16 protein-coding genes are annotated in these 14425 nt (G+C 53.4%); 11 read left to right on the top strand and 5 right to left on the bottom strand.

The features are described 5' to 3' along the window. Window positions 1-12: 12 nt before the first annotated feature. Window positions 13-630 (bottom strand): hypothetical protein, encoded by a 618-nt coding sequence (locus tag NST29_RS15475; RefSeq protein WP_231559792.1) that lies wholly within the window; start codon window positions 628-630, stop codon window positions 13-15. Between the two features lie 279 nt (window positions 631-909). On the opposite strand from NST29_RS15475, the gene NST29_RS15470 reads away from it, so the two are divergent. Further along, window positions 910-1197: a hypothetical protein gene (locus tag NST29_RS15470; RefSeq protein WP_231559793.1), complete on the top strand. Its 288-nt coding sequence runs from the start codon at window positions 910-912 to the stop codon at window positions 1195-1197. Between the two features lie 134 nt (window positions 1198-1331). On the opposite strand, the gene NST29_RS15465 is transcribed toward NST29_RS15470, so the two are convergent. From NST29_RS15465 to NST29_RS15455, 3 genes are all read right to left on the bottom strand, one after another. Beyond that, on the bottom strand, window positions 1332-1781 hold the full coding sequence (locus NST29_RS15465) for a staygreen family protein (protein ID WP_033023370.1): 450 nt from the start codon (window positions 1779-1781) through the stop codon (window positions 1332-1334). Between the two features lie 118 nt (window positions 1782-1899). Continuing rightward, window positions 1900-2325 (bottom strand): DUF6114 domain-containing protein, encoded by a 426-nt coding sequence (locus tag NST29_RS15460; RefSeq protein WP_033023367.1) that lies wholly within the window; start codon window positions 2323-2325, stop codon window positions 1900-1902. 14 nt (window positions 2326-2339) lie between these two features. Next, window positions 2340-2930, bottom strand: coding sequence for a DUF6230 family protein (locus NST29_RS15455; RefSeq protein WP_033023366.1), 591 nt, complete (start codon window positions 2928-2930; stop codon window positions 2340-2342). A gap of 226 nt (window positions 2931-3156) precedes the next feature. Between NST29_RS15455 and NST29_RS15450 the strand changes: the two genes are divergently transcribed. From NST29_RS15450 to NST29_RS15435, 4 genes are all read left to right on the top strand, one after another. Beyond that, window positions 3157-4332 carry a response regulator transcription factor gene (locus tag NST29_RS15450; protein WP_033020456.1) on the top strand — a complete coding sequence of 392 codons (1176 nt, stop codon included), beginning with the start codon at window positions 3157-3159 and terminating at the stop codon, window positions 4330-4332. A gap of 118 nt (window positions 4333-4450) precedes the next feature. Beyond that, complete coding sequence (locus NST29_RS15445; protein ID WP_033020454.1) at window positions 4451-5815, top strand: PepSY domain-containing protein; 1365 nt, start codon at window positions 4451-4453, stop codon at window positions 5813-5815. A gap of 607 nt (window positions 5816-6422) precedes the next feature. Further along, the gene (locus NST29_RS15440) at window positions 6423-6650 is read left to right on the top strand and encodes a YuzF family protein (RefSeq protein WP_033020452.1); all 228 of its coding nucleotides are present in this window, start codon (window positions 6423-6425) and stop codon (window positions 6648-6650) included. A 17-nt stretch (window positions 6651-6667) separates the two neighbouring features. Beyond that, complete coding sequence (locus tag NST29_RS15435; RefSeq protein WP_033020451.1) at window positions 6668-7567, top strand: manganese catalase family protein; 900 nt, start codon at window positions 6668-6670, stop codon at window positions 7565-7567. A gap of 144 nt (window positions 7568-7711) precedes the next feature. Here the strand turns inward: NST29_RS15435 and NST29_RS15430 are convergent, their stop codons facing one another. Beyond that, on the bottom strand, window positions 7712-8635 hold the full coding sequence (locus tag NST29_RS15430; RefSeq protein ID WP_033020450.1) for a LysR family transcriptional regulator: 924 nt from the start codon (window positions 8633-8635) through the stop codon (window positions 7712-7714). Window positions 8636-8857: 222 nt separating this feature from the next. Between NST29_RS15430 and hpaB the strand changes: the two genes are divergently transcribed. The 6 genes from hpaB to NST29_RS15400 all read left to right on the top strand — a co-directional run bounded on the left by hpaB (window position 8858) and on the right by NST29_RS15400 (window position 14405). Then, the gene (hpaB, locus tag NST29_RS15425; RefSeq protein WP_033020446.1) at window positions 8858-10336 is read left to right on the top strand and encodes a 4-hydroxyphenylacetate 3-monooxygenase, oxygenase component; all 1479 of its coding nucleotides are present in this window, start codon (window positions 8858-8860) and stop codon (window positions 10334-10336) included. An 85-nt stretch (window positions 10337-10421) separates the two neighbouring features. Next, entirely contained in the window at window positions 10422-10709 is a 288-nt protein-coding gene (locus NST29_RS15420) for a hypothetical protein (protein WP_131385718.1), read from the top strand. A 33-nt stretch (window positions 10710-10742) separates the two neighbouring features. Then, a complete protein-coding gene (gene hpaD / locus NST29_RS15415) occupies window positions 10743-11726 on the top strand; it encodes a 3,4-dihydroxyphenylacetate 2,3-dioxygenase (RefSeq protein WP_033020445.1) in 984 nt (327 codons plus the stop codon). 150 nt (window positions 11727-11876) lie between these two features. Then, entirely contained in the window at window positions 11877-12794 is a 918-nt protein-coding gene (hpaI, locus tag NST29_RS15410) for a 2,4-dihydroxyhept-2-ene-1,7-dioic acid aldolase (RefSeq protein ID WP_033020443.1), read from the top strand. 97 nt (window positions 12795-12891) lie between these two features. Continuing rightward, window positions 12892-13671 carry a fumarylacetoacetate hydrolase family protein gene (locus tag NST29_RS15405; RefSeq protein ID WP_033020442.1) on the top strand — a complete coding sequence of 260 codons (780 nt, stop codon included), beginning with the start codon at window positions 12892-12894 and terminating at the stop codon, window positions 13669-13671. Further along, window positions 13668-14405, top strand: a complete 738-nt coding sequence (locus tag NST29_RS15400; protein ID WP_033020441.1) for a fumarylacetoacetate hydrolase family protein — start codon at window positions 13668-13670, stop codon at window positions 14403-14405. The genes NST29_RS15405 and NST29_RS15400 overlap by 4 nt, the downstream gene beginning before the upstream one ends. Window positions 14406-14425: the final 20 nt, after the last annotated feature.

Below are 14425 nucleotides of genomic sequence, written 5' to 3'. Positions count from 1 at the left end.
GGTTTCCTCATCCTAATAATACCCGGCATAACGGTATGGGTTCGCTGTTGCCATCGCGCCGGTTTTGGACAGAATGTTACCCCATGCGTCATACTCGTATTGCGCGACGACATTTCCGCTTGCGTCCGTCAATGCCACGACATCTCCATGGCCGTTCAAATGATAGTAGTAAGTGGCTCCGGCTTTCGTCATCGTGACCGGGCGGCCCAATGCGTCCCATGTATATTCCGCTGCGATGTTGTTATTGGCGTCTGTTTCATACAACAGACGAATCGAGTCGCCATCGTAGTGATAGTAAGTCGTACCGCTTGATGTTGTTTTGCTGATGCGTCTTCCTTGATGGTCATACGTATAGGTTGCGATCGTAGTGCCCGATGCGTTTTTTACTTGAATGAGACGGTTTTCGTCATCATACACAAACGTTTTGTTGCCGTTGTTCGTTAAATTCCCGTTCACATCATATGTGTATGCCTGTCCGTTAACGGCTGTTAGTTGGTCGGCGGCGTCATACGTGTACGTAGTCGTTGTAGTTGTTCCATTGTTGACGATTTTCTTCGTCCGGTTGCCAACCGATAGGCAAAGGATATCGTTTAATTTAATCTGGATGTCAATAAGATTATAGCAATGCAATACAAAGATACGTAATGATCCAAATAATGTAAATCACCAATCGTTTAAGATGACTATAAAAACCCGCCCGCACTCTCATTCGTTTGCTATTGCCAAAAGTTCATCCATCACGATTTTTCCCTGTAACGGCTGGAAAAAAGCTTGTCACCTCTGTTTTTCGGCCATCATGAAATAACTACATACTCAACAGCCAAAATATTGTGATGAACAAGGGGGAAGAAATGATGAGAATATCTGATTCTTAAAAGATATCATTTGCATGGGAGTTTAATTAATAAGGTGGAATATGATTCGACCACCAAAAGAGTATCTCTTAAAACGAAGTTATGCAAATGGCAACCATTCGATTATGACGAAACGAAAGATCCGGAAATGATTGAAGGATTCATTGTTTTTGAAGATGTAACATATTTTGAAACAGATTGCGTTAAAGACTTTGATGTTGATGAAATATTGGAAGTGGTGCTTATTTCCGCCACTCCATCGCTTGAAAAAGTAAAAATAGTCACCGACGGGGTGAACATTATCATGATCGAGGCGGGGAGTGTAGAGTGGCACTCACTTTGAGCGCCATGCTTAAAGGTAATTCTTGCAATGCGCGCAATACCGTTGGTCCGATAGTTTACGTTTTGAGAAACAGAGAGAGGTTTGTCGGCTGTCCAAAAACGCGGCGATGCATAGCCCCGGCACCGAAGTGGTTGTCAGCGATACAAATACGGAGTTCCATAATATTCCGTCCGGTTGAGCTCCGGGTATTCGGAAGTGAAATGAATGAAAATCGGGCACCAATCACAAAACGGGTGCGTGTGAAAAAAAGCGCGGTCGCCGTAGCGAATAGCTTCGAGTGCCAACGGCAATTCTTTCTTGAATACGTTCGCTCGGCGCGCATTTTCTTGCCGGCCCATTTGCTGGTTGCCAACGAATACATAGAGAAACAATACTAGCTGTTGCCCGGCTTGTTTCCATTCACCGAGCACTTCATCGCGTTGAGAAGTGAGCTGATCAGTGACAAATGCGCGGGAGACGGTGAGGAATAAGGCGCCAGTCGTGTCCGAGTGGGTTAAGGTGTACAGACGGCCGTTCACCGGTGACAGCTGGGTGATTCCAGCAGTCTGGGTGACGTGCAGTCGCTCGGGAGAGAGGTGTTTCATGGCGGTCCTCCTTCTTCTGTGGAAAGTGGTCGATCTCATTCATCTATATATGCCTTTATTGGCGGCGATGACAAAACAAAACCGAACGGGACGGTCGATCCGCGTTCGGTTTTGCTTTTCATGAGGTGGCGGCGGTCGCTTCTTTGTCCGCAGCGGCTTCATGATGGGCCAGCGGGGCGGCAGGATCGGCCCATTGCGGCCGCCAGGCGATGCAAAGCGCCCCGCCGATGATGCCGAGAATCGTGCCGACTAAGAAGCCGCCTAACGCACCCATGATCGATAAAATCGCGCTGAACATGCCGATGATGCCGATCAAGGTGGACAATCGCGGCATGGCGTAGGCCAAAACGCCCATCAACCCAACCATGCCGCCGAGGAAAAAACCGGCAAAGACCATGCTGCCAGGGACAAGGGAAATTTCATAAAGCTGTGCTGGAACCCATAAAATCACAACGCTTGACAGCAAGAGAAACGTTGCCCCCAAAAACGGCCGCCGTTTTTGCCATTGACGAAACCCACGCCAAGCAGAACGAATCACATTCACGGCTTCTCATCCTTTTAATTGAGTTTTTCAAAGTACACTTTCATCCCCGGAAGAGTGACTTTTTGTTGGAACAAATAAACCGTTTTGATGTCACCGTTTTCGATCGTAATGCTGTCCGCTCCTTGTGTGAATTCTTTCGCCGCTTTTTCAACGGGATTGTTCGTATTGCCAACGTAGCTTTCTTTCATGGTCAAGCTGCCGAAGGAGATGTTGCCGTCGATTTGTGTTGCTTTTTGCACAAGCCCGTCAATCGATACGGGTTCGCTGGCGGCAATGATGACGCGAATACCGAGCGCTGGAAAGTCTTTTGAAATCCGCAGACCTTGAATAGTTGCTTTTTCCATCTCATTGACGAAGACGGGTGTCTGCGGCGCATTGCCGGCTTCCGCCACTCCACCGTACATTTTGAAACCGCTGCCAGTAAGTTTGTTAAATTGGACAGTAAATTCACCGACCCCGCTGATGGGCACGGCGTAGGCGACGCCCGTCAATCCAAAGATGGACAGTAGAGCGCTGAGAAACAGAAACCCTCCAAGCAGTGCGGCGAGCAGCGGCTTTTTCGCCGTGCGCCCCCCAATGATGACCGATTTTGTTGCCATGTCCATGATTTCTCCACCCCCGTTATTCAATGGTTCGCGCTGTAAGCGCTTTATTTTTTATGTTAAAATCTTATGATAATTCAATATATTTATAAATCCCTATGTTTGTCGGGTTTTTCTTTCCGCCTTTATAGACAAAAAATGTGGTGAACAAAAGAAGGAATTAACCGCTCGAATGAAAAAGTAGATGATCAAAGCAACCGATTACTAACGGGGATGCGGGGGGATGGGGATGTCGAAGGAATTAAACGATCATTTGCTTCGTTTGCTGCAGGAAGCGGCCGGCATCTTGCATAGGTATGAGAGGGAGTTGAATCGGGAATGGGAGCGGATCGGGAAAGCGCTTGGCAAGCGGAATGTGCGGGTGAAAGAGGTGTTTTCCGCGCTTTGCGAATTCGTCCAAGCAAGACTGCTCCCGTACGGGGGCGAGCATCCAACGGATGAGCAGCTCGAACGCATCGGAGCGTTTCATCCGGAGATGATCATCTTTTCTTTGAATGTAATGGAAAATACGGTTCATCAAGTGTTGAAGGCACATGCGCTAGCGGCCTCCGCCTTGCACCCGGCCGTGCGCTATTTGTTTTTCAAATGGAATGAATGGCTGTTGTATGAAGTGAATGAACAATCATTCAAAACGAGCCGCGATTTTGCTTGGAAAACAGAGTCATTGTGGAAAGACGCCGTCATTTTGTTCAATGAATGGATTTTGCGGGCGCAGACGCTAATGGAATCGGCTAGGCATATTTGTTTTGGTTTCTCCTATTTTCTTCCTTTCAACCGCTGCGCGCTGTTTCAATTTGTCAATCAGGAGAGCACAGCCATCGGGCTGTCCGGACATGGGGTGGACCATGAACACATTCAGCGGTTGCGCGTCGAATTGGACAATATTCCGATGTTGAAAGAAAGCGTCGGAAAATTGAAAGCGGAAGTGCATGAATTTCGCCATTTTCGCCCCATTTACGTGCCGAGGGCAGCCGAACAGTTTCCTAACGTCTATGTCGAGTCATTCGAGTTGGCTTCGCTGGTGATCGTTCCGGTGTATGTGCCGACAGAGGGGCGAATGATTGGGGGCGTCGTTCTCGATCGCGGGCCAGGCCGTTTCTTTGAGGTTGACCGCCGCTTGTTTCCCGCGCTGATGAAATTTGGCCAAAGCGCGGGGGAGTTGTTGCTGAAATGGATCGAGGCGCCAAAAAAAGAATGGGAAGGAATGACGGAATCTCTGTCGCCAAGAGAAATGGAGATTTTGAAGCTGCTTGCGGACGGAGCCTCGACGGCCGAAGCCGCTGATCAGCTTTATTTGAGCGAATTTACGGTGCGGGATTACATTTCGAACGCCTTAAGGAAACTCAACGCGAAAAACCGGACGGAAGCGGTGGCGAAGGCGCTGCGTCTCGGGCTGATCGGATGACGAGCGGGATCGATGGACCCGCTCCATCTGATTTCACAAGATTTTCACCGATTGCTCACCGGTTGGACATTCTTTTGTTCTATACTCCTTGCTGAAAAAGAAAGCAGGAGGGAAAACTGTGGAACAAGCAGCGAAACCGGTGGACAGGCAGCGGCCGATGTATATGGCAGTCTGGAGGTGGCATTTTTATGCCGGCATTTTCTTTGCGCCTTTTTTGATCATTTTGGCGCTGAGTGGGGCCGTCTATTTGTTTAAGCCACAGATCGAATCGGCGCTGTATGGCCATTTGTATGAGGTGGACAAAATCGGAGGAAAGCGGCTGCCTTTGGTTGAATTGACGGAGCGGGTCAAAGAACAATACCCGCATTACCCTATCGTCTCCGTGACGCTCGAAAAAGAAGCGAAGCGGACCGTGAAAATCGGGATGATGGACAAAGGAGAAATGGTGTTTGCCTTTGTCAACCCGTATACCGGGAAGATTCAAGGTACCTTGCGCGCCGATGAGAATTGGACGGAAATCGCGAAAAAAATTCATAGCGAGCTGCTCATTGGCGGAACATTGGCGAACCGCTTTGTGGAGCTGGCGGCTTGTTGGGGGTTCGTTTTGTTAGTGACCGGGCTGTATTTGTGGTGGCCGCGGCAATCATTCTCGGTTTTCGGAACGTTTTGGCCGCGCTGGCGGGCGAAAAAACGTTTGGCTTGGCGCGACTGGCATGCGGTGACGGGGATATGGATGAGCGGCGGGATTTTGTTGCTCATTGTGACGGGCATGCCGTGGACAGGGATCATGGGAGAAGCGATCAATCAGGTGGCAACAGCGACGAACACCGGTTATCCGCCGTTTGCGTTCAGCTTCGGGCCCAAACCGGAATCGAAGGTTACGAAAGAAGTGGCGCAAGATGTGCCGTGGGCGACCGAGCAGCTGCCGGTGCCTTCTGTTCACGGGCGCAACACGACCTCGTTGTCGCTCGATGACGTGTATGCGATTGCCGAGGAAAAAAAGGTGAAAAAGCCGTTCACGATTTCGCTGCCGCAAGGCCCAAAAGGGGTGTTTACGGTGGCGACGTCGAAAACCAAGCCGTGGGATAACGCCACCTTGCACATTGACCAATATTCAGGCCGGGTGCTGAGCGATGTTCGCTTTTCGGACTATGGCGCATTGGCCAAAGCGATCACGATTGGTATTGCGTTTCATGAAGGACGGTTGTTTGGCCTGGCGAACCAGCTGATTAATCTCGTTTTTTGCCTTGGGCTTATCTTCTTAGCTGTAAGCGGCTGGGTCATGTGGCGGAAGCGGAAGCCAAAAGGATTAGGAGCACCGGCGCGGGTGCGGGACCCACAAACGGTGAAAACCGTCTGGGGCGGGATGATCGCCGCCGCCATCGTAATGCCTTTGTTTGCGTTGTCTCTCTTGTTTATCTGGTTGTTTGACCGCCTGATCGTTCCGCGCGTCCCGAAACTGCGCGAGTTTTTGGCGGCGTAACGGGGGCGCGACGGTTGGTTGCCGGCAGCGAAATCGAACGATATGATGGCCATTGTCCCTGACGCCGCGCGTCCGTTGTTTACGGGAGATTCTAGGAGGCTGGTGATTTACTCGCGCCACCGCTTCTTCGGATCGTTTCTCAAGTAGAAAAAGCTTGCTGCATCAGCCTCTATGTTCACGCGTTCCATCGCCGATTAAGGCAAACAGCAGTTTTTCACCAACCTTCTAGATGGCTGGTGAAAAACGGTTGCTTCTCTTGAGCAATGGGGGAACGTTTGAAAGACGATCTTGATGCGACAGGGCTTTTCTATTTGAGAAACGGGCTTGATAAAAGGAAATCACCAGCTCCCTAGTATAGCTTCGAGAAGGGCTACACCGCCGTTTTCCGTAATCGCTCGATGACTTGTACCGAATGCGGCAAGGTTTTTCTATTTGAGAAATGAGGATGGGAAGCGGCATGCACGATTAAATCACGATCACTCTAGATTCTCTGGCGGCGAAGGAAGATTTTGGCCTTCGTCGCTTGCTTTTGTTGTCATGTTTGGGCGCCGGCGTCATACGTATCATAAAGAAGCCATTTTGATTTTGCGCAAAGGAGGAATTGCATGTGAACCAATCGTATGCCTCTCCACAGTTGTTCGCGCTCATCGATCCGTATGTATACCATACTTTGCAAGGCGTGCGCGGCCAAGAGGTGGTGGTAGAAACCGTCCGCGGCTCGATCCAAGGGATCGTGAGGGATGTGAAGCCGGATCATCTCGTTATTGCCGCGCATCAGGCGGTTTATTATGTCCGCTTGGCGCAAGTCGTTTCCGTTCGCCTCGGCCATAACTGAAAAAGGAGGAAAAGGCGGTGGTCTTTCAGCGAATCGACCGGTTGGCGATTGAGTTGCCGAAGCCGAAGTACGCAGATCCCAATGCAGCGGCGGCCGTGCAGGAGCTGCTTGGCGGGCGCTTTGGGGAAATGTCGACGTTGAACAATTATTTGTTTCAGTCATTCAATTTTCGGCAAAAAAACAAGCTTCGCCCGTTTTACGAACTGGTGGCAAGCATTACTGCCGAAGAGTTCGGCCATGTCGAGCTCGTGTCTAACGCGATCAACCTTTGTTTGACCGGCTCCACCCACCTAGGTGACCCGGATACAGCGCCGATGAAGGACGCGAAAGACAAGCGCAATACGTATCATTTCATCGCTACGGCGCAGACGGCGTTTCCCGGCGATTCGATGGGGAAGGCGTGGACGGGAGAGTACGTGTTCAACAGCGGCAACTTGATTTTAGATTTGCTTCATAACTTTTTCCTTGAGTGCGGAGCGCGCACGCATAAAATGCGCGTCTATGAAATGACCGATCACCCGACGGCCCGCGAGATGATCGGCTACTTGCTCGTACGCGGGGGCGTCCATATTTTAGCGTATGCGAAAGCGTTGGAAGTGGCGACCGGTGTGGATGTGACGAAGATGCTCCCGATCCCGAACTTGGATAACCGTGTGTTCGACGAGGCGAGAAAGTATGAGGATCAAGGCGTCCACCGCCGGCTTTATACGTTCAGCGATCGCTATTACCGAGAAATCGCCCGCATTTGGCGGGGCACGCATCCGAGCGATGGAAAGCCGCTCGAGGTGGTGGAAGGAGCTCCCCAAGGAGGGACGATCCCGGATTTGGACGAAGTGCCGGAAGAATTCGCCCCAGGGATTTCGGCGGAAGACTTTTTCGCAATAGCCAAGCGGCTGCAGCGATCGGCCGGATTGTGATGAGGCGCCCAATGGCGCCTCATTTTTTGCAAAGCCGGCCATTAGCTAGAATCGCATCGTTCCTTTTCCTTGGTTCCGCAAACGCATCAACGAAAAGCCCAGCCCCATTGACTAGAATCGTATGGGTTCCTTTCCCTCACGAGTCTACGCTCGAAGAAGCGGTCCGTTTTCTTCCTGCTGTCCGTTGGCGGCAATCGTTTGGAGCACAGCGAGGAAGCGGCGGGCGCTTTTCGGCAAATACCGTTGTCGGTCGAGGATGGCCGCGGCTTCCGCGGTCATCGACGAGTCGGTGATCTCGAATACGTCGATGCCGGGGAGGCGAAACAAGGCCACGGTCGATTGCGGCACAATGGTGGCTCCGAGGCCTTGGGCGACAAGGGAAAGCAAGATCGTCGCATCCGGGCATTCGCATAAGACGTTCGGTTCAAAGCCATGGCGGCGGCATTCCTCGATGACTCGCTCGTACTGCCCGGCGCCGTGCACCCGGTGAAGAAGGAGAAGCGGCCAATTGGCAAAATCGCGCATGCATAGCGCGGCTCGCCCGTTGTTCCATTGCGCCGGCAAGACGCCGACATAACGCTCGCTCGCCAGCTGGATGACGTCGTAATGAGCTGCATTCATCGGCAGGCGGACGATGCCGATGTCAATGTGCCGCTCTTGAAGCAGCTGACAAATGGAAAACGTATCCCCCTCCCGAAGATGGAAGGTCACGTTCGGAACTTGTTCGTGGAAGTGACGGATCGCTTGGGCCAAATAGGAAAAACACGATTTGACGCAGCCGATCGACAGCGTTCCCGCCGTTCCGTCTTCGATTTCTTTTACTTCCGCCACGGCGTCATCAAGCTGGCGCAGCAGTTGTTTCGCCTTTTCGTAAAACGCTTTGCCCGGTGGGGTGAGCTCCATTTTTTTCGCCTTCCGGTCAAACAAAAGAACACCGAGCTCTTCTTCGAGCTGCTTCAGCTGCTGGCTGAGCGGCGGCTGGGCGATGTGAAGCTTTTGCGCCGCTTTGGTGATTTGTCCCTCTTCGGCAATCGTGACGAAGTATTTCAGCTGTTTCACATCGATCATGCGTTTGTCTCCTTTCGTTCGCGGATTCTCTTTCGGTTTTTGGGAAATGGCGCTGGTGGAGAAAGGGGAATGCCTGCCGCGTCCGCTTGTATACATTTTTCATATCGGTACGTTTATTGTTTTTGTATTTTTCATATATGAAATCATATGTTATATTAATTTTGAACATTCAGAATGAAAGCGTTTCCTTAGCTATTATACCCGAAAACGGAGGGGATGAAAATGCCGGCCAAAACAGGAAAGGAGTATATGGAGCGGCTCAAGCAGGCGAAAAGCAGCGTGTACATCCACGGGGAAAAAGTGGAGGATGTCACCGTTCATCCCGCATTCCGCAACGTCGTCCGCTCGATGGCGGCGCTTTACGATCGGCAATACGAAAAGCCGGAGAAGATGTTGTACCGGTCGCCGACAACCGGGCAGCTGGTCGGAATGACTTTCATTCAGCCGACTACGATCGATGAGCTTATCGCCCGCCGCGAGGCGACGCAAGAGTGGGCGCGGATGTCGGCGGGAATGATGGGGCGCTCGCCTGATTATTTGAATGCCGAAGTCATGGCGATGGGCATCGCCAACGATTTGTTTGCCGAAGACGATTCGATATTTGCCGAAAATGCGAAAAACTACTATGAATACGCGCGGGAACACGACATCAGCTTGACGCATACGCTCATCCATCCGCAAATGAACCGCGCCAAGGCGCTGCACGAACAAAACGATGCCGATGTGCCGCTTCACTTGGTGGAACGGCGCAAAGACGGGATCATCGTCAGCGGCATCCGCCTATTGGCGACGCAAGGCGGGATCACCGATGAAATTTTAGTGTTTCCCTCGACCGTGAAAAAAGCGACATCCGGCGAAGACCCATATGCGCTTGCCTTTGCCATTCCGAACAATACGCCAGGCGTGAAGTTCATTTGCCGCGAGGCGTTTGACTACGGGAGGAGCGCGTGGGATCATCCGCTGGCATCGCGTTTTGAGGAAGGCGATGCGATCGTTTCGTTTGAAAACGTGTTTGTGCCGTGGGAGCGCGTGTTTGTGTGCGGCAATTCATCGATTTGCAACCGGACGTTCCGGGAAACGAACGCAGTTGTTCATATGTCCCATCAAGTCGTGGCGAAAAACATCGTCAAAACGGAGTTTTTGCTTGGTGTCACCCTTTGCCTCATCGAAGCGATCGGCATCGGCGAGTTCCAGCATGTGAAAGACAAAGGGGCGGAAATCATGCTCGTCCTCGAGACGATGAAAAGCCATTTGTACCGGGCCGAGCACAATGCGAAGCGAGACCGTTGGGGAACGATGACGCCCGATTTTGCTGCGCTCGATGCCGCGCGCAACTGGTATCCGCGCATTTATCCGCGCCTAGCGGAGATCATCCGCATTTTAGGGGCATCGGGGTTGATGGCGATTCCGACGGAGGCAGATTTTCAGCACGAGGAAATTGGCGACATCGTCCGCCGGGCGATGCAAGGGGCGACGGTGGACGGCTATGAGCGCGTCCAGCTGTTCCGGCTCGCCTGGGATCTCACGATGAGCGCGTTCGGCGCCCGGCAGACGCATTACGAATATTACTTTTTCGGCGACCCCGTTCGGATGGGGATGGCGTATTTCGATGGCTACGAAAAAGAGCCGTATAAACAGTTCGTGCGCGAATTTTTGCGCGGCGCCAAAAGCGTGTTCATTCCGGCTGACACCAAGCATTGACCGTTCATTCGCACGTTCTCAAACACGGATCGGGGAACAGCGGAGGGTGCGCGGCTGCGGCGTTTCCTAAGAGGCTGGTGATTTCGTGCAAAATATGACTGATTCCATCCGTTTCTCAATTAGAGAAACCTTGCAGAATCAGCTTTCTTTTCTGAATGAAAATACCGCCGATTCGTGTGTGACAGTCGTTTGTCACCGCCCTTCTAAGGTTGCCGCCGCGCGAAAACAGGCGTTCAGTGGCGCGCAAGCCAGGCGGATTTGGGCGTGCTGCGAGATGTTTGAAGTGAAAGGATGTGGCCAGCAACAAGGAACGTTTTGTTCCATGTTCGCCATCAGAAAAGACGGCTTCTTTCTGTCGGCCACCCAACGCTAGATGAAGGAAGGTTGCGAAAGGGGGAAGAGAGCGATGGCATTTTCCATTATTCGCTGCGCCCGCGCGGTGTTGCATGTGACCGATTTGGCCGCCGCCCGCGATTTTTACGAACGGGTGCTTGGGTTTGTCGTGACGGAAGCGGATGAAGATCATCTGTATTTGCGGGGACTTGAAGAATATCATCATCATAGCCTTCTCTTGAAAAAGGCGCCCCGCCCTGCGGTCGAAGCGCTTAGCTACAAAGTCGGTTCCGAGCAGGAATTGGAAGCGCTTTATGAATGGTTTGCGGCGCAAACGCTGCAGCCGAAATGGCTCGAAGCGGGAAGCCAGCGCGCCGTCGGCAAGGCGTTTCGCGTGCAAGATCCGTCCGGACTGCCGCTTGAGTTTTTTGTCCATATGGAGAAAACCGAGCGGTTGTTGCAGCGGTATGACTTGCACCGAGGCGCCCGCGTGCAGCGCATCGATCATTTCAACTGCGCGGTGACGGATGTAAAGAGCGCATATGACTTTTATGTCCGGGGTCTGGGCTTTGCCTGCTCAGAATATACGGAAACAGAGGATGGGAAGCTTTGGGCAGCATGGCTGCATCGGAAGCAAAACGTCCACGATTTGGCGCTGATGAACGGAAAAGGGCCGCGCCTTCACCATATTGGGTTTTGGCTGCCGGATCCGCTCAGCCTGATCCATGCGTGCGATGTGCTGGCAGCGGCCGGATATGCAGCGAACATTGAACGCGGGCCGGGCCGTCACGGATTGTCGAATGCCTTCTTTGTCTATTTGCGCGATCCGGATGGCCATCGAATCGAGCTGTACAACGGTGATTATTTGACGAGTGACCCTGATTTTCCGCCGATCCGCTGGGATTTGGATGATCCGCGCCGGCAAACGTTCTGGGGCCATGCAGCGCCGGACAGCTGGTTTGAAGAGGCGTCCATCGTCCTTGACGTTCACAGCGGCCAGCCGGTCGAGCCGAATGAACCGATGTTGGCGAAGCGGAAACCGACCTTCCTGATTTAGAAAGCGGATTTCATCTATCGAAAGAAATATAGCGTTTCCGGCGGTTTCTCCACGATAAAATAATATATGATTTTATCGTTGATTTTATATATGATTGTATGTAAAATATAAGCAAGATTCAGAAAAATGAAGGCGATAGGGGGCAAGGGGATGGCATACCGCGAAGTGAAAGAACGGCTGCGCGGCTCGATCGCGCCGGTCGTCACGCCGTTTGATGAAGAGGGAAACGTTGATCTGGCAGCTCTGACGGCGCTCATTGACTGGCATATCGAAAGCGGCACACACGGCATTTCGGTGACGGGAACATCAGGAGAACCGAGCTCGCTGACGCTGGAAGAACGAAAGCAGGTGATGGAAGCGGCGAAGAAGGCGGTCGCCGGGCGCGTGCCGTTCGTGCCGGGGACGGGGTCGACGAACCATGCGGAGACGATCGAGCTGACGAGATTCGCCCAAGAAATCGGGGCTGATGCCGCGATGGTCATCGTCCCCTATTACAACCGTCCATCCCAACAGGCGCTGTACAAGCATTTTCAGGCGGTGGCCGAGGCGGTCGACATCCCGATCATCGTCTACAATATCCCTGGCCGGACGGCGGTCAATTTGGAGGTCCAAACATTGGCGCGGCTGGCGGAAGATTGTCCGAACATTATCGGCGTGAAAGAGTCGAACAAAGACTTTGAGCACGTCAACCGGGTGCTATGGCATTGCGGGCGTGATTTCCTGCTGTTTTCCGGTATCGAGCTGTTGTGCTATCCGATGCTGGCGATTGGCGGCGCCGGGTCGATCAGCGCGACGGCGAACGTCGTGCCGCAAAAAGTAGCCGAGCTGCACGACGCTTGGTTTGCCGGCGATGTCAAGCGGGCGCAAGATCTTCATTTTGAATTGATGGAACTCAATGACGTGCTGTTTATCGAAACGAACCCGGGCCCGGTGAAAGCGGCGCTCGGCATGATGGGGAAAATCACTCCGAAGCTCCGGCTGCCGCTCGATTTGCCAAGCGAAGAGAACGAGCGGAAAATCCGCCGCACGCTCGTCAAATACGGGTTGCTCGCCGAGACGCCGCAATGAGCGCGCTTGCTGAGGAAGGTGGGGGAGTGATCCTTGCCGCCTAGGATGTAGGGAAGCGTCGGCGTTGGTCATCGATATGAAAGGGGGAAGGGCGATCATGAACGTGCGGTTGCGCTTGGCTGGCCGACGGCATCTGTTCGAGGCGAAAGCGGATTGGCGGAGCGGAACGATGACGCTGGAGGGACGGACCGCGCCCATTGACGAATGGGAGTGGGAAGCGCCGGACGTTGGCGCTCTGTATGGGGTGGCGCTTAATGACCGATGGGAATGGGAAGGGATGGCCGAGGCCATGACCGCTCCGCCGTACGAGCAGCCACCAAAAGGGCCTGTGCTGTATATGAAGCCGGCCAATACGATCAACGCCCATCGCCGGCCGGTCGTTCTCCCGCCCGGTGTCCAACGGCTTCGCGCCGCCCCGGCGATCGGTCTGGTTATCGGGCGAACCGCCGCGCGCGTGCGGCGCGAGCAGGCGCTCGATTTTGTATTCGGTTACACGATCATCAATGACCTGTCGATTCCGCACGAACAGCGGTACCGACCGGCAATAAAGGAGCAGGCGCGCGATGGGTTCACCCCGGTCGGCCCGTGGATCGTGCCGAAAGAGGAAACGGTGCCGCTGTCATCGTTAATGGCGCGCGTATATGTCAATGGTCAGCTCGTTCAGTGCGCTGATCTCCGCCGGTTCCGGCACCCCCCTGAACAATGGCTGGCCGAGGTGACCGAATTTATGACCCTTTACCCGGGCGATGTGCTGTTTTTCAGCTGGCCGGCTGACGCGCCGCTCGTGGCGGCAGGAGATGTGGTGCGCATCGAAATGGACGGAATCGGTGTGTTGGAAAATCGGATCATTGCCGAAGAAGGGGGAGGAGGGGCATGAAGCGGGCGCGCGTGGCGTGGAACGGAACGGTGACCGACGCGGTGCCGCTTGACGACGGCCGCCTTCTGTTGCCGGATGGGACGGTGGCCGCTGAGAGCGACGTCATCTGGCTTCCCCCGGTCGAGCCGCGCACGATCGTGGCGCTTGGATTGAATTACGCCGATCATGCGGGGGAACTGTCGTTTGCCGCGCCGAAAGAGCCGCTTTTATTTTTCAAAGGGAAAAACACGCTCATCGGCCATCGCGGCCGAACCGTTCGCCCCGACGGCGTCAACGTGATGCATTATGAATGCGAGCTCGCGGTCGTCGTCGGTCGCCCGGCCCGCCGGGTAAAAGCAGAGCGGGCGTACGACTACATTTGCGGTTACACGATTGCCAACGATTATGCTGTTCGCGACTACTTGGAAAATTATTACCGACCGAATTTCCGCGTCAAAAACCGCGATCGAACGACGCCGCTCGGTCCATGGATCGTCAGCCATGAGGAAGTGGGCGATCCGATGGCGCTTCGTTTGCGGACGTATGTCAATGGGACGGTTGTGCAGGAAGGGGATACGGGCGATATGATCTTTTCGATCCCGCATTTGCTCGAGTACATCACCGAATTCATGACGCTCGCGCCTGGCGACTTGATTTTGACCGGCACGCCGAAAGGGGCGGTGAACGTCCAGCCCGGCGATGAAGTGGTGACGGAAATCGAGCGCATCGGCCGGCTCGTCAATTACATTGAATAGCAGGGTAGCGGTGATCAAGC

The sequence above is a fragment of the Geobacillus sp. FSL W8-0026 genome, assembly GCF_037966255.1.
GTDB lineage: Bacteria > Bacillota > Bacilli > Bacillales > Anoxybacillaceae > Geobacillus > Geobacillus icigianus.
The sequence above is the reverse complement of the archived record's forward strand: the minus strand, read 5'-3'. Positions and strand labels throughout refer to the sequence as shown.